The organism is Pseudomonas sp. FW305-96, assembly GCF_058783825.1.
The window spans coordinates 162,514-177,953 of the sequence record NZ_JBYSYW010000007.1; the positions used below are offsets into that span (position 1 = coordinate 162,514).

Annotated in this window: 15 protein-coding genes; 4 read left to right on the top strand and 11 right to left on the bottom strand. The window is 64.7% G+C overall.

Annotation, left to right across the window (positions count from 1 at the left end; genetic code table 11):
* Positions 1-20: 20 nt before the first annotated feature.
* Positions 21-254 carry a DUF3079 domain-containing protein gene (locus AC3WL2_RS07860; protein ID WP_102681821.1) on the top strand — a complete coding sequence of 78 codons (234 nt, stop codon included), beginning with the start codon at positions 21-23 and terminating at the stop codon, positions 252-254.
* On the opposite strand, the gene AC3WL2_RS07865 is transcribed toward AC3WL2_RS07860, so the two are convergent.
* From AC3WL2_RS07865 to AC3WL2_RS07875, 3 genes are all read right to left on the bottom strand, one after another.
* Positions 235-1,428 carry a type II toxin-antitoxin system HipA family toxin gene (locus AC3WL2_RS07865; protein ID WP_102681822.1) on the bottom strand — a complete coding sequence of 398 codons (1,194 nt, stop codon included), beginning with the start codon at positions 1,426-1,428 and terminating at the stop codon, positions 235-237. The two genes, AC3WL2_RS07860 and AC3WL2_RS07865, sit on opposite strands and share 20 nt — an antisense overlap.
* On the bottom strand, positions 1,425-1,676 hold the full coding sequence (locus tag AC3WL2_RS07870; RefSeq protein ID WP_094010985.1) for a helix-turn-helix domain-containing protein: 252 nt from the start codon (positions 1,674-1,676) through the stop codon (positions 1,425-1,427). Before AC3WL2_RS07870 ends, AC3WL2_RS07865 begins: the two co-directional genes overlap by 4 nt.
* An 89-nt stretch (positions 1,677-1,765) precedes the next feature.
* Positions 1,766-4,060: a TonB-dependent siderophore receptor gene (locus AC3WL2_RS07875; protein WP_102681823.1), complete on the bottom strand. Its 2,295-nt coding sequence runs from the start codon at positions 4,058-4,060 to the stop codon at positions 1,766-1,768.
* Between the two features lie 141 nt (positions 4,061-4,201).
* Between AC3WL2_RS07875 and AC3WL2_RS07880 the strand changes: the two genes are divergently transcribed.
* Positions 4,202-4,921, top strand: coding sequence for a response regulator (locus AC3WL2_RS07880; protein WP_102681824.1), 720 nt, complete (start codon positions 4,202-4,204; stop codon positions 4,919-4,921).
* A 1-nt stretch (position 4,922) separates the two neighbouring features.
* Positions 4,923-6,302, top strand: a complete 1,380-nt coding sequence (locus AC3WL2_RS07885; RefSeq protein ID WP_102681825.1) for an ATP-binding protein — start codon at positions 4,923-4,925, stop codon at positions 6,300-6,302.
* Here the strand turns inward: AC3WL2_RS07885 and AC3WL2_RS07890 are convergent, their stop codons facing one another.
* From AC3WL2_RS07890 to AC3WL2_RS07925, 8 genes are all read right to left on the bottom strand, one after another.
* The gene (locus tag AC3WL2_RS07890; protein WP_102681826.1) at positions 6,303-6,716 is read right to left on the bottom strand and encodes a type II toxin-antitoxin system HicB family antitoxin; all 414 of its coding nucleotides are present in this window, start codon (positions 6,714-6,716) and stop codon (positions 6,303-6,305) included. It abuts the gene before it with no gap.
* A 16-nt stretch (positions 6,717-6,732) separates the two neighbouring features.
* A complete protein-coding gene (locus AC3WL2_RS07895; protein ID WP_102681827.1) occupies positions 6,733-6,924 on the bottom strand; it encodes a type II toxin-antitoxin system HicA family toxin in 192 nt (63 codons plus the stop codon).
* A gap of 179 nt (positions 6,925-7,103) precedes the next feature.
* Positions 7,104-7,649 carry a phosphonate degradation HD-domain oxygenase gene (locus AC3WL2_RS07900; RefSeq protein ID WP_102681828.1) on the bottom strand — a complete coding sequence of 182 codons (546 nt, stop codon included), beginning with the start codon at positions 7,647-7,649 and terminating at the stop codon, positions 7,104-7,106.
* 91 nt (positions 7,650-7,740) lie between these two features.
* Positions 7,741-8,763, bottom strand: coding sequence for a putative 2-aminoethylphosphonate ABC transporter substrate-binding protein (locus AC3WL2_RS07905; RefSeq protein ID WP_102681829.1), 1,023 nt, complete (start codon positions 8,761-8,763; stop codon positions 7,741-7,743).
* Between the two features lie 30 nt (positions 8,764-8,793).
* Entirely contained in the window at positions 8,794-10,518 is a 1,725-nt protein-coding gene (locus AC3WL2_RS07910; protein ID WP_102681830.1) for a putative 2-aminoethylphosphonate ABC transporter permease subunit, read from the bottom strand.
* Position 10,519: 1 nt separating this feature from the next.
* Entirely contained in the window at positions 10,520-11,578 is a 1,059-nt protein-coding gene (locus AC3WL2_RS07915; protein WP_102681831.1) for a putative 2-aminoethylphosphonate ABC transporter ATP-binding protein, read from the bottom strand.
* A gap of 126 nt (positions 11,579-11,704) precedes the next feature.
* Complete coding sequence (locus tag AC3WL2_RS07920; RefSeq protein WP_102681832.1) at positions 11,705-12,574, bottom strand: LysR family transcriptional regulator; 870 nt, start codon at positions 12,572-12,574, stop codon at positions 11,705-11,707.
* A 30-nt stretch (positions 12,575-12,604) separates the two neighbouring features.
* Positions 12,605-14,848, bottom strand: a complete 2,244-nt coding sequence (locus AC3WL2_RS07925; protein ID WP_102681833.1) for a heavy metal translocating P-type ATPase — start codon at positions 14,846-14,848, stop codon at positions 12,605-12,607.
* Between the two features lie 111 nt (positions 14,849-14,959).
* On the opposite strand from AC3WL2_RS07925, the gene cadR reads away from it, so the two are divergent.
* The gene (gene cadR / locus AC3WL2_RS07930) at positions 14,960-15,403 is read left to right on the top strand and encodes a cadmium resistance transcriptional regulator CadR (RefSeq protein ID WP_023630699.1); all 444 of its coding nucleotides are present in this window, start codon (positions 14,960-14,962) and stop codon (positions 15,401-15,403) included.
* The last annotated feature ends 37 nt before the right edge of the window (positions 15,404-15,440 follow it).

The following is a 15,440-nucleotide window of genomic DNA, read 5'->3' on the forward strand; positions in this document are numbered from 1 at the left end:
CCACTTCATGGAGGGAGACCATGGCCAAGCGATTTCCCACGAACCCCAGCCATCCCGAACGGATCTGCTGGGGCTGCGACCTGTACTGCCCAGCCAAGGCGCTGGCCTGCGGCAATGGCGCGGACCGGACCATGCACCCGGTGGAGTTGTTCGGCGAGGATTGGGAACAGCTCGATGATCATCTGGATGTGACCATGGCCACTTCGCATGCCGCGCCCGGACAGGAAATGCCGCTCAACCAAAAGTCTGAATGAACGGCGCCGCGCTCGCCTTGATGGCGGCAACCACCTTGGGTGCCTGATCGCAAAGCGCGGACTCCCTGGCCAGTGTTCGCTCCAATGCTTCAAGCTGATTGCGAATGACTTCAGCCGGGTTGCTCACGTCGCAAAGCGGTGCGAAGTCCAGCAAGCCTTGCCGCGACGCAAACAAGGATTTGTTGCCGGATAGCGAAAGCGCCAGCACGTCTTCCGGTATGTAAGCCGTGGTATTGACGATGTCGTACGCCGGAGCCAGGCGCGCATCGCCTCGAAGAGGATCGGTGTACAACAACCCGAAATTTTTCAGATGGGCATCACCATTTCCGACGATACAGCTGAGCGCAACCATCTCGAACAGTTGCCGCAGCGATAGCCGAAGATGCTCAGGCGCGCAGAACAGGCGGATCGCCTTGGCAATGGCAGCGTAGCTCTTGCTGTACTTCTGTTCGGCGCCAAGCCCCATCAAGGCAGCCATGTCTTCGAAACCAAGTGGATTGTTCTGCTCGTCACGATCAAAGCGGCGCATGACGAACAGCTTGCCGTTGTCGGACAAGAAGAATTGAGGCACTGGCAGGCCAGAGGTTTGCGCAACCGACATGCACAGGAATTCGTTGATCGCCAAGCCCGGGAACTCGTCGCGCCCGCTCTTGATGATCAGCTCGGCTGTTTTCGAGGTAAAGCGCTGTGACAACGGGTCCAGTTGCTCCGGAACCAGGACCTTCGGCTGCACACCAGAAATGCCTGCGCGCAGAATGTAGCGATCCACCAGATCGGCGAAGATATCCTCTCCCCCATCCCATGAAAGAATGTTCGCCAGCTTCTCTCCCGGAAACGTCTGCCGCCGCAGCAATGTGTCCACTACCTGCGAACTGACATGCACACGCCCGATCGGCGAACTGCTGCCGGACAACGCCAGGAGAAGCATGGGGTCGACCTGAACGATCTTCGCCAGGCGGTTGCGCAATTGCTCGAGCACATACCCTTCGGGCAAGTTCATCTGGAACACCGGATGCAGCTCGCGATGCCTGTATTCCTCGGTGCGGACCGGCATCAACAGGCTGATCGCCGCATCAGCAACGGTGTGCGGGCCATAGCGGAAGAGGTAGTCGCCTGAACTGGTCAGCAATGCTCCACTGTCACCCTCGGGTGTCGCGACTATCAGCGGCGTCATTCGAACATCCCCTCGATTTCGTCAAGCGTCGGCATCACCGCCGCTATGACCTGCAGTTCGCAGCCGAGCGCCGCCAATGCACGTGCATATGCCCCGATGGCCACTGACAGGCTACCTTTCTCCATGGCAATGATCTTTTGCCGGGTGATACCGGCCAAGGTTGCGAGCGCCTGCTGGGTCAATCCCCGGTTAAGCCTTCGCGTGCGAACCTGCGCGCCCAGGCGCTCAACGATCAATGAGTGGTCCATGTTCTTTATACGTGACAAATTTATATGAGTGTAACGTATAAAGAACATGATCAAAAATCAACCAGCATCAACGGTATCAAAAGCTGTTTCTAGAACGCCGTGCTCACCGTCACCGCCAGATTGCGCGGGTCGCCATAGATTGCCCCGGCATAGAACCCGTAACGGGTGTAGTAGTGCTTGTCGAACAGGTTGTTGGCGTTGAGGCTGACGCTGGTGTCGTCGGTCAGCTGGTACTTGGCCATGGCGTTCCAGATCGCATAGCCCGACCAGTTGACGTCGCTGGCGCTGCGGCTGACGCCGTTGCTCGGCTGCCCGGCAGGGGTGGACACCGCGCGGATGTTGCTTTGCGCACTCACGCCAGCGCCCAGGGTCAGGCGGTCCAGCGGGCCAGACAGGCGATAGGTGGTCGAGGCCTTGAACAGGTGCGAGGGGTCGCTGCGCCCGTCGCTGTCCAGGCGGCGGAAGTGCAGGTAGGTGTAGCCGGCATAGACGTTCCAGTTCGGGGTCAGGGCGCCGGCGACTTCCAGGTCGATACCGTCGGTTTCCTGGCCGGAGCCGGCCTTGTAGGCAGTGGCGCCGGTCGGCGTCAGCAGGTCGCCGTCCATCACCGCCTTGTTTTCCTGCCTGGTGCGGAAGTAGGCCGCGGACGCGTTCAGGCGACCATCGAACCATTCACCTTTGATCCCGGTTTCGTAGCTCTGGCCACGGATCGGCTCGACCTTGGTGCCGCTGGCGCTCTCTTCGCTCTGCGGGTTGAAGATGTCGGTGTAGCTGGCGTACAGCGAGTAGTTGTCGTCCAGGTCGTACACCGCGCCCAGGTAAGGGGTGACGATGCCATTGTTCTGCTGGTTGCTGCGCGCACCGTTGACACTGACGGTAGTGGCCGAATAGTCGGTGCTGCGCACACCGAGGATGAGCGACAGGGGGTCGGTGACGCTCAGGCGGGTGGCGGCATACATGCCCTGCAGACGGGTGGTGGTCTTGCTGTGCAGGCCGGTTTTCGAGGCCAGCATGGCGTAGTCGTCGTCCACGCCGTCGAGCCAGTTGCCCAGCCCCAGGCCATTGTTCGCCCGGAACTGGCAACCCACGCCACTGTTCACTGCCTTGCCGCCGCCAACCATGCTGCAGGTGTACTGCGGTGACCAGGCCACGGTGCGGCTGTCGTTGTAGCCGACCATCGCCTGATGGGTGCGCCCGAACAGTTGGAATGGGCCGGACAGGTCGATCTGCGCCGATTGCTGGGTGGTGTCGGTGGAGCTGTGCAGGCCGTTGAGCACCGCGCCGCTGCCGTCCTGGTTCCAGTAGCCGCCGTAGACACCGCGACCGGACGAGTTGACCTTGGCCAGGCCACGGTGGTTGAGCGCCTCGCCGCTGCTCTGGGCAACCTTCAGGTCCAGGCTCCAGTCGTTGTCGAAACGGTGCGCTAGCGAGCCGAAGGCGGTGCGGGTGATGTACTCGCCAAAGCTCCAGCTGGGTACCACGTTGGTGCTGCGCGGCAGGTCAGTCTTGCTGCCGTCGCCGTACCAGATCGGGATGTTGGCGCCCCAGCCGCCGCCGACCACTTTGCTGTACTCGTACTGGTAGCCGGCACCCAGGGTGGTGGCATCGTCCAGGTCGAATTCGAAGTTGGCCAGGGCCGCGCGGGAGCGTTCGGACTGGTTGTCGCGGAACGAGCCGGCGTCCTGTTGGGTCATGACCAGACGCGAACGCAGGCGGCCGTCCTCGGACAGCGGCAGGTTCAGGTCGGCACCCAGGCGGCGCTTGTCCCAGCTGCCGTAGGTGGCGTAGGCGCTGCCGCCGAAGGTCCGGGTCGGCGCCTTGCGGATCAGGTTGACGGTGGCCGAGGGGTCGCCGGTGCCACCGAGCAGGCCGTTGGCGCCACGGACGATGTCGATGCGCTCGTACAGGTCCATGTTCAGCGCGTTGCCGCCGCCACTGAAGTCCGAACCGCCGGGGAACTGCAAGCCGTCGATCTTCCAGTTGCTGATCGAGTAGCCACGGGCGCGGAAGTCGGTGCGCCCGCCCACTTCCATCTTGCTCATGCTCACGCCCGGCGTGGTGTCCAGGGCCTGCTCGAGGGTGTGGATAGCACGGTCTTCCATTTGCTGGCGGGTGATGCTGGTGACCGACTGTGGCGTCTGCCGGGGTGTCAGCTGCAAGCCTGTGGAGCTGCGTGTGTTCTGCACGGTGTAGCCGATCTGACCGCTGTCGTCGGCCAGTGGCAGCGCACTGCTGTCGATGTTGGTGGCGCCCAGTTCCAGCACCGGACCGTCAGCGAAGGCTGTGCCGCTAAGCCCGAGGGCCACGAAGAAGGCAAGCGGGGAGAGGCGACTGCCGCCTCGGACCCAGGGGGTTGTGTCAGTCATGATGCTCTTGCATACCATTTGGGAAGGCTTCGTATTCGCAGATGATTGTTTGTTACGATTCTAGGCATCTGCCCCTTCGGCTCCATGGACGGGATGTACGGGGATGTAATCGAACGTAATGAGCCTCACGGTTCCCCTTTGCACAGGTACCCCACAACCATGAGCACGACCTTGCTGGTCGTCGACGATGACGACGAGATCCGCGAACTTCTCTGCGATTACCTGACAGACGCCGGCTACCAGGTAATCGCAGCCGCCGATGGAGAGCAGATGCACGCGCAGTTGACCCGGCACAAGGTCGACCTGGTGGTACTCGACCTGATGCTGCCCGGCGAGGACGGCCTGAGCCTGTGCCGGCAGTTGCAGGCGCAGCCGGGCTTGGCGGTGGTGATGCTGTCGGCCAGGGGCAGCACCCTGGACCGCATCATCGGTCTGGAAGTAGGCGCCGATGATTACCTGGCCAAACCCTTCGAGCCGCGCGAACTGGTCGCCCGGATCAAGGCTGTGCTGCGTCGCCCCCAACGCCTGGAGGCAGAGCCCGAGATGTCGGCCAGCGAAGCACAACTGTTTGCAGGCTTGCGTCTCGATCACGTCAAACGGTTGCTCGTTCACCCGGACGGCCAAGCCTTCAACCTGCCACGCTCCGACTACCGCGTGCTGCGTGAACTGCTGGACGCCAACAACCGCGTGGTCTCGAGGGACCACCTGACACGCAGCGCGTTCGGCCGCGACCATCTGCCCGACGACCGCTCGGTGGACATGTGCATCAGCCGCCTGCGCCAGCAACTGCGCCGGGCGCCAGGCCAAGGCGCGCAGATCCTCACCATCCGCAACGAAGGCTATCTGCTGTGCCTGGCCCGCGAAGCGCTGGGCGCCTGAGGTGCGGCTGCTTCGCCGGCTGTGGCCGCGCACGCTGTTCGGCCAACTGCTGCTGATCATGATCAGCGGCACCCTGGTGATCCAGCTGATGTCCAGCAGCATCTGGTTCGACGTTCGCTTCGCCCAGGTGCTGGAAGCGCCGGTGCGATTGATCGCGGCGCGCAGCGCCCCCCTGATCGCCCAGGCCGAGTGCCATGGCGCGGCACGCCAGGTACCGAAGCATTACCAGCTACGTTGCGCCGAAGCGCCGCCCGAGGGTGAGCATGACCAACGGCGAGGCTGGCGGCGCATCGAGCTGTTGCTGCATCAGGCACTGGCCTACGAACTGGGGGGCGATGCGCGGCCGAGGTTGCTCAAGGTCCGGCTCACCGACGAACTGGGCCAGCCCATCGTCTGGCGCAGCCTGTTCGGCTTGCGCACCGCCCAGGCGCATATCGAGTTTGCCGTACCCCTCGCCGATGGCCACTGGCTGGTCATCGATGGCCAGGAGTTGCAGGGCTGGAGTGGCGAGTCGGCGTGGGTGCTGATCAGCGACTACCTGCTGCGGGTCTATGCCCTGCGCATCGCCGCCGTGCTGGTGGTGTGCCTGGTGGCGGTACGTCTGTGCCTGCGCCCGCTGCGCCGCCTGGCCGATGCCGCCCGTGGCCTGGGAGGCAATCTGGAACAGGCGCCATTGCCGCTGGACGGCCCCGAGGAAGTGCGGCACGCCGCCCAGGCCTTCAACGCCATGCAGCAGCGGCTGATCCGCATGGTCAACGACAAGGCCTACTTCCTCGCCGCCGTGTCCCACGACCTGCGTACACCGCTGACGCGCATGCGCCTGCGCCTGGAACGGCTGGAGGACAGCGAACACAAGGAACGCCTGCGCCAGAACATCGCGCAGATGGACGGCATGATCGGCCAGGTGCTCGACTACTTGCGGGCGGGCGAGCAGCAGAACCTGCAAGCGGTCGACCTCGACCGCCTGGTGGCACGCCAATGCGCGGATTTGGCCAGCGCCGAAGAGCCCTTGCCGATCCATGGTCAGGTGGGCCTGGCCCAGGTAGACGCCCTGCTACTGCAGCGGTGCCTGCAAAACCTGCTGGTCAATGCCCTGCGCTATGCCAGGGAGGTCGCGGTGGAGCTGGAAAGCACGCCAACCGATGGGTACATCCATATCGACGATCGCGGCCCGGGCATCGACCCGGGCTTGCTGGCGACTGTCACCGAGCCTTTCGTGCGCGGCGAGGGCTCACGCAACCAGGCCTCTGGCGGCTATGGGCTGGGGCTGAGCATCGCCCAGCGCATCGTTTCCAGCCATGGCGGCGAACTCACGCTGGTGAATCGGCAAGGGGGCGGGTTGCGGGTCAGCGTGCGATTGCCCAAGGGCAGGATCGCCTGATCATTTGCCGTCACTCTGCAGGATCCTGAGCGCCGCTTCGGCCAGGAAGCCCGAACGGCTCTTGTGCTCCGGGTGGTTCTGTACGTAGCTGTCGATGCGGGTGAGCAGGTACGCCGGCAAGGTGATGTTGAGCTTCTCGGCCTTGCCCAGGTAGCGGGTGATGTCGATATCGATCAATGCCCAGGTGCAGCCGGCATAGGCGGGATTGGCCGCATGCACGCCGACCTTGCTGGCCCTGGGGATTTCCTGCTGGTCCTGGGCCAGCAGTTCGAGGTGGCCTTCGATCGCTTCACGCGCCATGGCGATGGCGTCGTCGAGGTCTTCGCCCGCCGAAAAGCAGCCGGGGATATCCGGGACTTCCACGCCCCAGGCGTGCTGGTCGTCACCGGGGAAGATCGCGATAGGGAACAACATGGTGATGGTCTCCTCGTCAGCTGGCGTAGCTGATGCGTGCCTGGCGCAGAATGCTGGCCGCAGTCGCGGGCAGCAGGTCTTTCTTGGGATGCGGGATGGTGACCAGCCCGGCTTTTTCAGGATGCTTGAAATGATGGTGGCTGCCTTTGGAGCGCACCAGATACCAGCCATCCGCCTCGATCACAGCAATCATTTCACGGCTGTTCATTCACCCATTCCTTGGGCCGGCCGATCGGTGGTTAGTATAACCACCGAAAGACAATTATCAACACCATACCCACCATTACGACAAGCGGGCTGCCAGGATGAGAAGTATGGGGAGAGGAACGGAGCAAACACCGGGAGAAGTGATGCGGGATCTTGCAGCAGGGAGAATCGCCAGATTGTTCAGAGCACGGCCAATGCCTTTGCCTTCAACACTTGCAGATCCATCACTGGCACCCCGACCTGCTTGGCCATCTCGTCCCACTCGCGCAGGCGCAGGCTGACCCCGAACAGCGGGTCGGCCTCGAACGCATCGGCTTCGGCATCGTTCATCACTCCACCCTGGTACGCCAAGGTGCGTCGGCTGGCTTCACTCAAACGGTCGTAGTATCCGGGCTGGCGCAAGGTCAGGTAGCGCTTGGCCTCAACGTGGTACTGCACCAGCCTGGCCAGCCGCTCGCTGAAACCACACCGGCGCAAATATTCGGCACCAATGCGCTCATGGCTAACGACGCCATAACCGCCCATGTCCTCGCCCTCGCACAGGTGGCCGATGTCGTGGAAGAAGGCGGCCAGGATCACTTCGTCGTCGTAGCCTTCGGCCATGGCCAGTTGGGCTGCCTGGGACATGTGCTCGAGCTGGGTGATGGCCTCGCCGATGTAGTCGGCGCTGCCATGACGCTCGTACAGGGCGAAGGTGTCGTCGATGATCCGGGAAGAAGTTGGCATTGCGTGGGCTCCTGCGTTGCCTGGGCTGACGCCATCGCGGGGCAGGCCCGCTTCTTGAGTGTAGAAGCCGGCTTGCCCCGCGATGAGGGCCTTACTGCTGGGCGACTTTCTCCGACTTGCCGTCGTAGCGCTTGCGCCACTCAGCGAGAATCTGGTCGCGGTTCTTCGAGGCCCAGGCGAAGTCGTTCTTGATCAGGCGCTGCTCATAGTCGGCCGGCAGTTCGGTCTGCGGCTTGGCGATGCCGGGGGCGGCGAGCACCGCGAAGTTCTCCTTGTACAGTTCCATGGCGGCAGGGCTGGCGGAGAAGTCGGCCAGGCGCTTGGCGGCATCGGCTTTCGGCGAGCCCTTGATCACCGCCGTGGCCTCGATCTCCCAGCCCAGGCCCTCCTTGGGCAGGACAATGTCCAGCGGTGCGCCCTGGCGCTTGAGCTGCACGGCCGGGTACTCGAACGAGATGCCGATCGGGAACTCACCTGCCGCCGCCAGCTTGCATGGCTTGGAGCCGGAATGAACATACTGGCCGATGTTCTGGTGCAGTGCGTCCATGTAGGCCCAGCCCTGAGGCTCGCCGAAGGTTTGCAGCCAGGCGCTCACATCGAGGAAGCCCGTACCGGACGAGGCCGGGTTGGGCATGACGATCTTGCCCTTGTACTCAGGCTTGGTCAGGTCCTGCCAGCTCACCGGCTTGCTCAGGCCCTGCTTCTCGGCTTCGACAGTGTTGAAGCAGATCGTCGCGGCCCACACGTCCATGCCCACCCAGGCCGGTGGATTGGCGGCGTCGCGGTAGTTGGGCGAGATTTTGCCCAGGTCCTTCGGCGCATAGGCTTCAAGCATGCCGTGCTGGTCGAGGATGGCCAGGCTGGAGGCCGCCAGGCCCCACACGGCGTCAGCCTGTGGGCGCTCTTTTTCGGCCAGCAGCTTGGCGGTGATGATGCCGGTGGAGTCGCGCACCCATTTGATCTCGATGTCCGGGTTGGCCTTCTCGAAGGCCTGCTTGTAGCTCTTGAGCTGCTCGGCCTCCAGGGCGGTGTAGACGGTCAGCTGGGTCGCGGCCGAAGCCTGCAGGCTGAACACGGCGGATACGGCAGCGGCAAGTGCGAGGGGCTTGAACATGATGCGGTTCCTATTGGTATGGGCAGTCGGTCAATGGCCGGGAGCGCGTTGGCGCCAGGCCTGGGAGCGGCGCAGCAGGCCGCGCGAAGCGCCGGCCAGCAGCAGGGAGGCGGCGGCACTGGTCAAAAGGATCAGGGTCGACATGGCAGCGGCGCCGCCCACGTTGCCGGCGTCATCCATGTTCAGCACGGCAACGGCGGCGAGGATGGTGTCGGGGCTGTAGAGGAAGATCGCCGCCGACACGGTGGTCATCGCCGAGACGAACAGGTAGCGGATGATGTCCAGCAGCGCGGGCAGGCAGATCGGCACGGTGACCCGCACGAAGTGCTTGTACAGCGGCGCCTTGAGCGACAGCGCGGCGGCTTCGAACTCACCGTCGAGCTGGCGCAGGGCGGTGGTGGCGGTCATCTGCGCGGTGGTCAGGTAGTGGGCGATGGTACACACCACCAGCAGCGCCATGCTGCCGTAGAACACGTGTAACGGGTTGCCGTTGAGGTTGAAGAAGAACACGTAGCCCAGGCCCAGCACCAGGCCGGGCACCGCCATGGGGATGAAGCTGAGCAGGCGCAGCAGCTGATTGAGCAGGCGCTGGCCTTGGGTCTTCTCCATCAGGTAGGCACCGGTGAAGATCACCACGCTGCCGATCAGCGCGGTGCCGATGGCCATGGTCACGCTGTTGCGATAGGCCAGCCAGCCGCCGCCGGCAGTGTCTTCGAACATGTAGTGCTTGAGCGACAGCGACAGGTTGTACGGCCAGAACTTGACCAGCGACGAGTACACCGCCATGCCGATCACCGCCAGCAGCGCCGTGCAGACCAGCAACACGATGGCCAGGTAGCAGCCATCACGCAGCCTCGACGGCTTGGGCTCGAACACCTGGGCGCGGCCGCTCATGGCCTCGCCCTGGCGGCGGCGCAGCCAGGCATCCACGGTAAAACTGAGCAGCGCCGGCACCAGCAGCACCATGCCGATCAGCGCACCACGGCCGAACTGCTGCTGGCCGACCACCGCCTTGTAGGCTTCCAGCGCCAGCACCTGGTAATCACCACCGACCACTACCGGCACGCCGAAGTCGGTGATGGTCAGGGTGAACACCAGGCAGAACGCCGCGAACACCGCCTGACGCGTGGCCGGCCAGGTGATGCTGAAGAATGCCCGGGCAGGCCCCGCGCCCATGCTCGAAGCGGCATCGAACAGCCGTGCGTCGGCCAGTGACAGCGCCGAGAGCAGGATCATCAACGCATGGGGGAAGGTGTAGATGGCCTCGCCAAGCACGATGCCCCAGAAGCCGTAGATGTTGTCGCTGAGCAGCCCGCGCAGCAGGCCCTGGTTACCGAACAGATAGACCAGCGCGATCGCCGGCAGCATCGACGGCGCCAACAACGGCAGCAGCGAAATGCCGCGCCACAGCCCCTTGGCCGGGATCAGCGTGCGTTGCAGGGCATAGGCGAACAGGTAGGCGAGCGGCACGACGATGGCGGCAACGGTGAGGGCTACCGACAGGCTGTTGCCGAGCAGCCAGTGGAAGTTCGCGCTGGCAAACAGTTCGCGGGCGGCCAGCAGTCCCCCGCCCTGCCCGGCTTCAGTGCTGAAGCCACGCCAGAAGATCGCCAGCAACGGCAGCAGCACCGCCAGCACCAGCAGGCCCAGCAACAGGCTCTTGCCACCGACGACGAACAGTCGGTCCCCCAGGGCGACGCCGGTGCGTGGCCTGTCGTTGCCGTGAGTGAGCGGCAGGGTCATGGGCGCGGCCATCTCAGGCGAACACCTGCAGGCTCTGCGGCGGCAGGGCCACCCAGATGTCCTGCGAACCCAGGCGCGGCATGGCTTCGGGCGCAAGCTCCGCGAGCAGCGCATGGCCCGGCAGGGCTTCGAGCTCGAAGCTCATGCGGCATCGGTTGCCGAGGAAGGTGACTTCCCGAACCTTGGCCGGGAACAGGTTTTCCTCGTGCACCACCGGGTTGACGGTGATCGCCTCGGGCCGGCAGAACAGTCGGCCGCTGCTGACGGCGCTGGCGTTGTCGGCCAGACGCATGTGCATGCCACCGACCTGGGCGTGGCTATTGCTGCTGCGCCGGAACGGCAGCCAGTTGCCCTGGCCGACGAACTCCGCGACGAAGGGTGTGGCCGGCTGGTCGTAGATTTCCTGGGGCGTGGCGTATTGCTCGACCTGGCCGTTGTTCATCACGGCGATGCGGTCAGCCATCAGCATGGCCTCGTCCTGGTTGTGGGTGACCATCAGCGTGGTGATGCCCAGCTGGCGTTGCAGCTGGCGCAGCTCGGTGCACAGATGCTCGCGAACACGGGCGTCGAGGGCCGACATGGGCTCGTCGAGCAGCAGCAGCGAGGGCGACGGCGCCAAGGCGCGGGCCAGGGCCACGCGCTGCTGCTGGCCGCCGGAGAGCTGGCCGGGGTACTTCTTCTCACTGCCGGCCAGGCCCACCAGCTCGAGCATCTCGCTCACCCGCTGGCGCGAGGCCTCGCGGTTGCTGCTGGTCAGGCCATAGGCGATGTTGGCTTCGACGGTGAGGTTGGGGAACAGCGCGTAGGACTGGAACAGGATGCCGTAGTCACGGGCCTGGGGCGGCAGCTCGGAGATATCGCGGTCGCCGATGTACAGCGTGCCGCGGTCCTGGCGCTCGAGGCCGGCGATGCAACGCAGCAGGGTGGTCTTGCCGCAGCCCGAGGGACCGAGCAGGCACACCAGCTCGCCAGCGGCGATGTCGAGGGACACGTCGTTGAGCGCAGTGAAAGCGCCGAAGCGTTTGTGGATGCCGCGCACTTTCATCTGTGCGCCCGGGGTGACGTGGTTCATGGCAGGTCCTCATCGAAGCGATGGGGGCCATGCTAGGCAGGCTGTGCGAAGGTTCTGTGGCGTTGGGGCAAAAGCGGGTGATAGTGGTATAGGCAGATTTTGTAGTGGCCCCGCGATTGGGCCCTGTCAGAATTGCGATCCAACCACCTCCTGCGCCACCCCCAGGAACGCCGCCGGCAATCGCGCCTGGCGCCGCTCTTTAAGGCAGTACAGGTACTCGTGCATCACCGGCGCGTCGTCCAGCGCCAGCACCCGCAGCTCGGGATTATGCGGCACCTCATGGCGAGCAATGATGCTGATCCCGATGTTGCGCAGCACCGCCTCGCGGATCGACTCTCGGCTGCCGATCTCCAGTTGCGCACCGGGCTTCACGTTGGCGTCCTGCATCATCTGCTCGGTGAGCTTGCGCGTGGTGGAGCCTTGCTCGCGCGTCAGCAGACAATGCCCGGCCACCACATCGATGGACACGGCCTGACGCTGGGCCAGCGGATGATTGCGGTGTACCGCCACCACCAGCGGGTCGCTGCCCAGCACCCGGCGTACCAGGCGTGCGTCTTCGAGCAATTGCGACGAGGCGGCGATATCCACCCGGTAGTCCTCGAGCATTTCCAGCACCTGCTGCGAGTTGCCGATCTCCACCGCCACCTCCACCTGCGGCAGGCGCTCGCGGAAGATCTTCACCAGGTCGAGGATGTAGTACGGCGCGGTGGCGGCGATGCGCAGGCTGCCCTGGGCCTGGCCGCTGTTGCGCAACTCGAACTCGATATCGGCTTCCTGCTGCAGCAGCGCCTTGACCATCGGCAGCAGGCGCACGCCCTCCTCGCTCAACACCAGGCGCCGGCCGCCGCGGTAGAACAGCTCGACGTTGTACTGGCCCTCGAGGTTGCGGATCTGCGTGGTCACCGTGGGCTGGCTGAGCCCGAGCTTCTTCGCCGCCAGGGTGATGCTGCCCAGGCGGGCCACCATGTAGAAGGCTTTGAGCTCGGCGCTCAGCATTGGCAGGACCTCTTTATCACGCCGCAGGCGTTATTTGCGCAACAGGCGCAGACCGTTGAACACCACCAGCAAGCTCACGCCCATGTCGGCGAATACCGCCATCCACATGGTGGCCATGCCGGCGAAGGTGATAGCCAGGAAGATTGCCTTGATCCCCAGGGCCAACACGATGTTCTGGGTGAGGATCGCCGCGCTTTGGCGCGACAGCCTGACGAAGGCCGGGATTTTGCGCAAGTCGTCGTCCATCAGCGCCACATCGGCGGTCTCGATGGCGGTGTCGGTACCGGCGGCAGCCATGGCAAAGCCGATCTCGGCGCGGGCCAGGGCCGGCGCGTCGTTGATGCCATCGCCGACCATGCCGACACGATGCCCCTGGGCGTACAGGTTCTCGATGCTGGCGAGCTTGTCCGCAGGCAGCAGGTTGCCCTCGGCGCGGTCGATCCCCACCTGGGCCGCAATGGCCTGGGCGGTGTGGGGATTATCGCCGGTCAACATGACCGTCTTGATACCCAGCGCGTGCAGCTCGGCAATCGCCTGGCGGCTGCTGTCCTTGACCGTGTCGGCCACGGCGAACAACGCCAGCGGGCCGGAGCGGTCGAGCAGCAGCACCACGGTCTTGCCCTGGCGCTCCAGCACATCCAGCTGCGCTTCCAGCTCCGGGGAGCACAGGCCGAGTTCCTCCACCAGGCGATGGTTGCCCAGGTGGTAGGTCTGGCCCTCGATATCACCGCGCACACCGCGACCGGCCAGGGCGGCGAACTCGGTGACTTCGCTCAGAACCAGATCCTGGCCCTTGGCGAACAGGGCGATGGCACCCGACACCGGGTGGTCGGAACGGGCAGCCAAGCTCGCGGCCAGGGCCTGGGCGCGGCCTTCGAACAGTGGGTCGAGCACCTTGCTGTCGGTCTGCACCGGCTTGCCGTGGGTGATGGTGCCGGTCTTGTCCAGGGCCAGGAGGTCCAGCTTGCGCCCGCCCTCCAGGTACACACCGCCCTTGATCAGGATGCCTTTGCGTGCCGCCGCGGCCAGGCCGCTGACGATGGTCACCGGGGTGGAGATCACCAGCGCGCACGGGCAGGCCACCACCAGCAGCACCAGGGCACGGTAGATCCAGTCGAACCAGGCACCGGCCATGAACAGCGGCGGGATGAGCGCCACGGCGAGCGCTACCGCGAACACCACGGGTGTGTAGATGCGCGAGAACTGGTCGACGAAGCGCTGGGTCGGCGCACGGGCGCCCTGGGCTTCTTCGACGGCCTTGATGATGCGGGCCAGGGTCGATTGACCGGCGGCGGCCGTGACGCAGTATTCCATCGCGCCAGCCTGGTTGATGGTGCCGGCGAACAGCTTGTCGCCGACCGCCTTCTCGACCGGCAGGCTCTCCCCGGTGATCGGCGCCTGGTCGACACTGGACTGGCCACTGACCACCTCGCCGTCCAGGCCGATACGCTCGCCCGGGCGCACCCGCACCCGTGCGCCGATTGCCACCTCGCGCACCTCGACCTCGCGCCACTGGCCATCGGCCTGTTGCACGGTGGCCATGTCCGGAGCCAGCTGCATCAGCCCGCCGATGGCATTGCGCGCGCGGTCCAGTGAACGGGCTTCGATCAGTTCGGCAACGGTGAACAGCACCATGACCATGGCCGCTTCCGGCCACTGGCCGATCAGCACGGCGCCGGTCACGGCGATACTCATCAGCGCATTGATATTGAGGTTGCGGTTTTTCAGGGCAATCCAGCCCTTCTTGTAGGTACCGAGACCGCAGCCGAGGATGGCCGCCAGGGCCAGCGCGGCGACCACCCACTCCGGTGCCTTGCCGGAGAAGTGCACGATTTCGGCGGCGATCGCCGCAACACCGGACAACGCCAGCGGCCACCAGCGGGTCTTGCTGGCCTGGGGCGCACTGGCGGCGCCATCATCCTCGGCGGCCAAGGGTTCGGCCTTCATGCCCAGGCTATCGATGGCCCGCTCGATCTCGGCGGTGCCCTCGAGGGTATGGCGCACGCCGAGCACACGATTGATCAGGTTGAATTCCAGTTGCTCGATACCGGCCAACTTGCCCAGCTTGTCCTGGATCAGGGTCTGCTCCGTGGGGCAGTCCATGGCCTCGATGCGGAAGCGGCTGAGCTGCGCCTGGCCACTGGCCTTTTCGGTCAGCTGCACCAGGGCCGGGGCGGCCTTGCTGGCGCAGCAGCCGTGGGCGTGGGGCGCGTGGCCATGATCGAGGTCATGGGCGTGATCATGCTTGTGGTCGGGGCTGACAGGCTGGTTCATGGAATCATCCTTAACTGAGCGCTGGCCTCTGTAGAGATCCACAGAGTGGGTTGTTGCCAAGTGAACACCCTGTAGCCACTATAGGGTCAAGCCCTTTGCAGGAGATTTGCCATGAAGATCGGAGAACTGGCCAAGGCCACCGACTGCGCCGTGGAGACCATCCGCTACTACGAGCGCGAACAGCTGCTGCCGGAACCTGCCCGCAGCGACGGTAACTACCGGCTCTACACCCAGGCCCACGTCGAGCGCCTGACCTTCATCCGCAACTGCCGCACCCTGGACATGACCCTGGACGAAATCCGCAGCCTGTTGAATCTGCGCGACAGCCCCGACGGCTCATGCGGCAGCGTCAACGCGCTGATCGACGAGCATATCGAGCATGTGCAGGCGAGGATCGATGGGCTGGTGGCACTGCAGGCACAACTGGTGGAACTGCGGCAGCAGTGCAATGCGCAGGGGGCGGAGTGCGCGATCTTGCAGCAGTTGGAGACGAATGGGGCGGTGTCGGTGCCGGAGATCGAGCATTCCCATGTGGGGCGCAGCCACGGGCATTAGAGACTTGGGGCCGCTTTGCGGCCCATCGCCGGGGGCG

Coding starts and splice junctions, on each gene's coding strand:
- AC3WL2_RS07915 (WP_102681831.1), bottom strand. CDS start 11,578: ATGAACCACGTCACCCCGGGCGCACAGATGAAAGTGCGCGGCATCCAC.
- AC3WL2_RS07870 (WP_094010985.1), bottom strand. CDS start 1,676: ATGGACCACTCATTGATCGTTGAGCGCCTGGGCGCGCAGGTTCGCACG.
- AC3WL2_RS07895 (WP_102681827.1), bottom strand. CDS start 6,924: ATGAACAGCCGTGAAATGATTGCTGTGATCGAGGCGGATGGCTGGTAT.
- AC3WL2_RS07905 (WP_102681829.1), bottom strand. CDS start 8,763: ATGTTCAAGCCCCTCGCACTTGCCGCTGCCGTATCCGCCGTGTTCAGC.
- AC3WL2_RS07925 (WP_102681833.1), bottom strand. CDS start 14,848: ATGAACCAGCCTGTCAGCCCCGACCACAAGCATGATCACGCCCATGAC.
- AC3WL2_RS07890 (WP_102681826.1), bottom strand. CDS start 6,716: ATGTTGTTCCCTATCGCGATCTTCCCCGGTGACGACCAGCACGCCTGG.
- AC3WL2_RS07860 (WP_102681821.1), top strand. CDS start 21: ATGGCCAAGCGATTTCCCACGAACCCCAGCCATCCCGAACGGATCTGC.
- AC3WL2_RS07910 (WP_102681830.1), bottom strand. CDS start 10,518: ATGGCCGCGCCCATGACCCTGCCGCTCACTCACGGCAACGACAGGCCA.
- AC3WL2_RS07865 (WP_102681822.1), bottom strand. CDS start 1,428: ATGACGCCGCTGATAGTCGCGACACCCGAGGGTGACAGTGGAGCATTG.
- AC3WL2_RS07920 (WP_102681832.1), bottom strand. CDS start 12,574: ATGCTGAGCGCCGAGCTCAAAGCCTTCTACATGGTGGCCCGCCTGGGC.
- AC3WL2_RS07900 (WP_102681828.1), bottom strand. CDS start 7,649: ATGCCAACTTCTTCCCGGATCATCGACGACACCTTCGCCCTGTACGAG.
- AC3WL2_RS07875 (WP_102681823.1), bottom strand. CDS start 4,060: ATGGTATGCAAGAGCATCATGACTGACACAACCCCCTGGGTCCGAGGC.
- cadR (WP_023630699.1), top strand. CDS start 14,960: ATGAAGATCGGAGAACTGGCCAAGGCCACCGACTGCGCCGTGGAGACC.
- AC3WL2_RS07880 (WP_102681824.1), top strand. CDS start 4,202: ATGAGCACGACCTTGCTGGTCGTCGACGATGACGACGAGATCCGCGAA.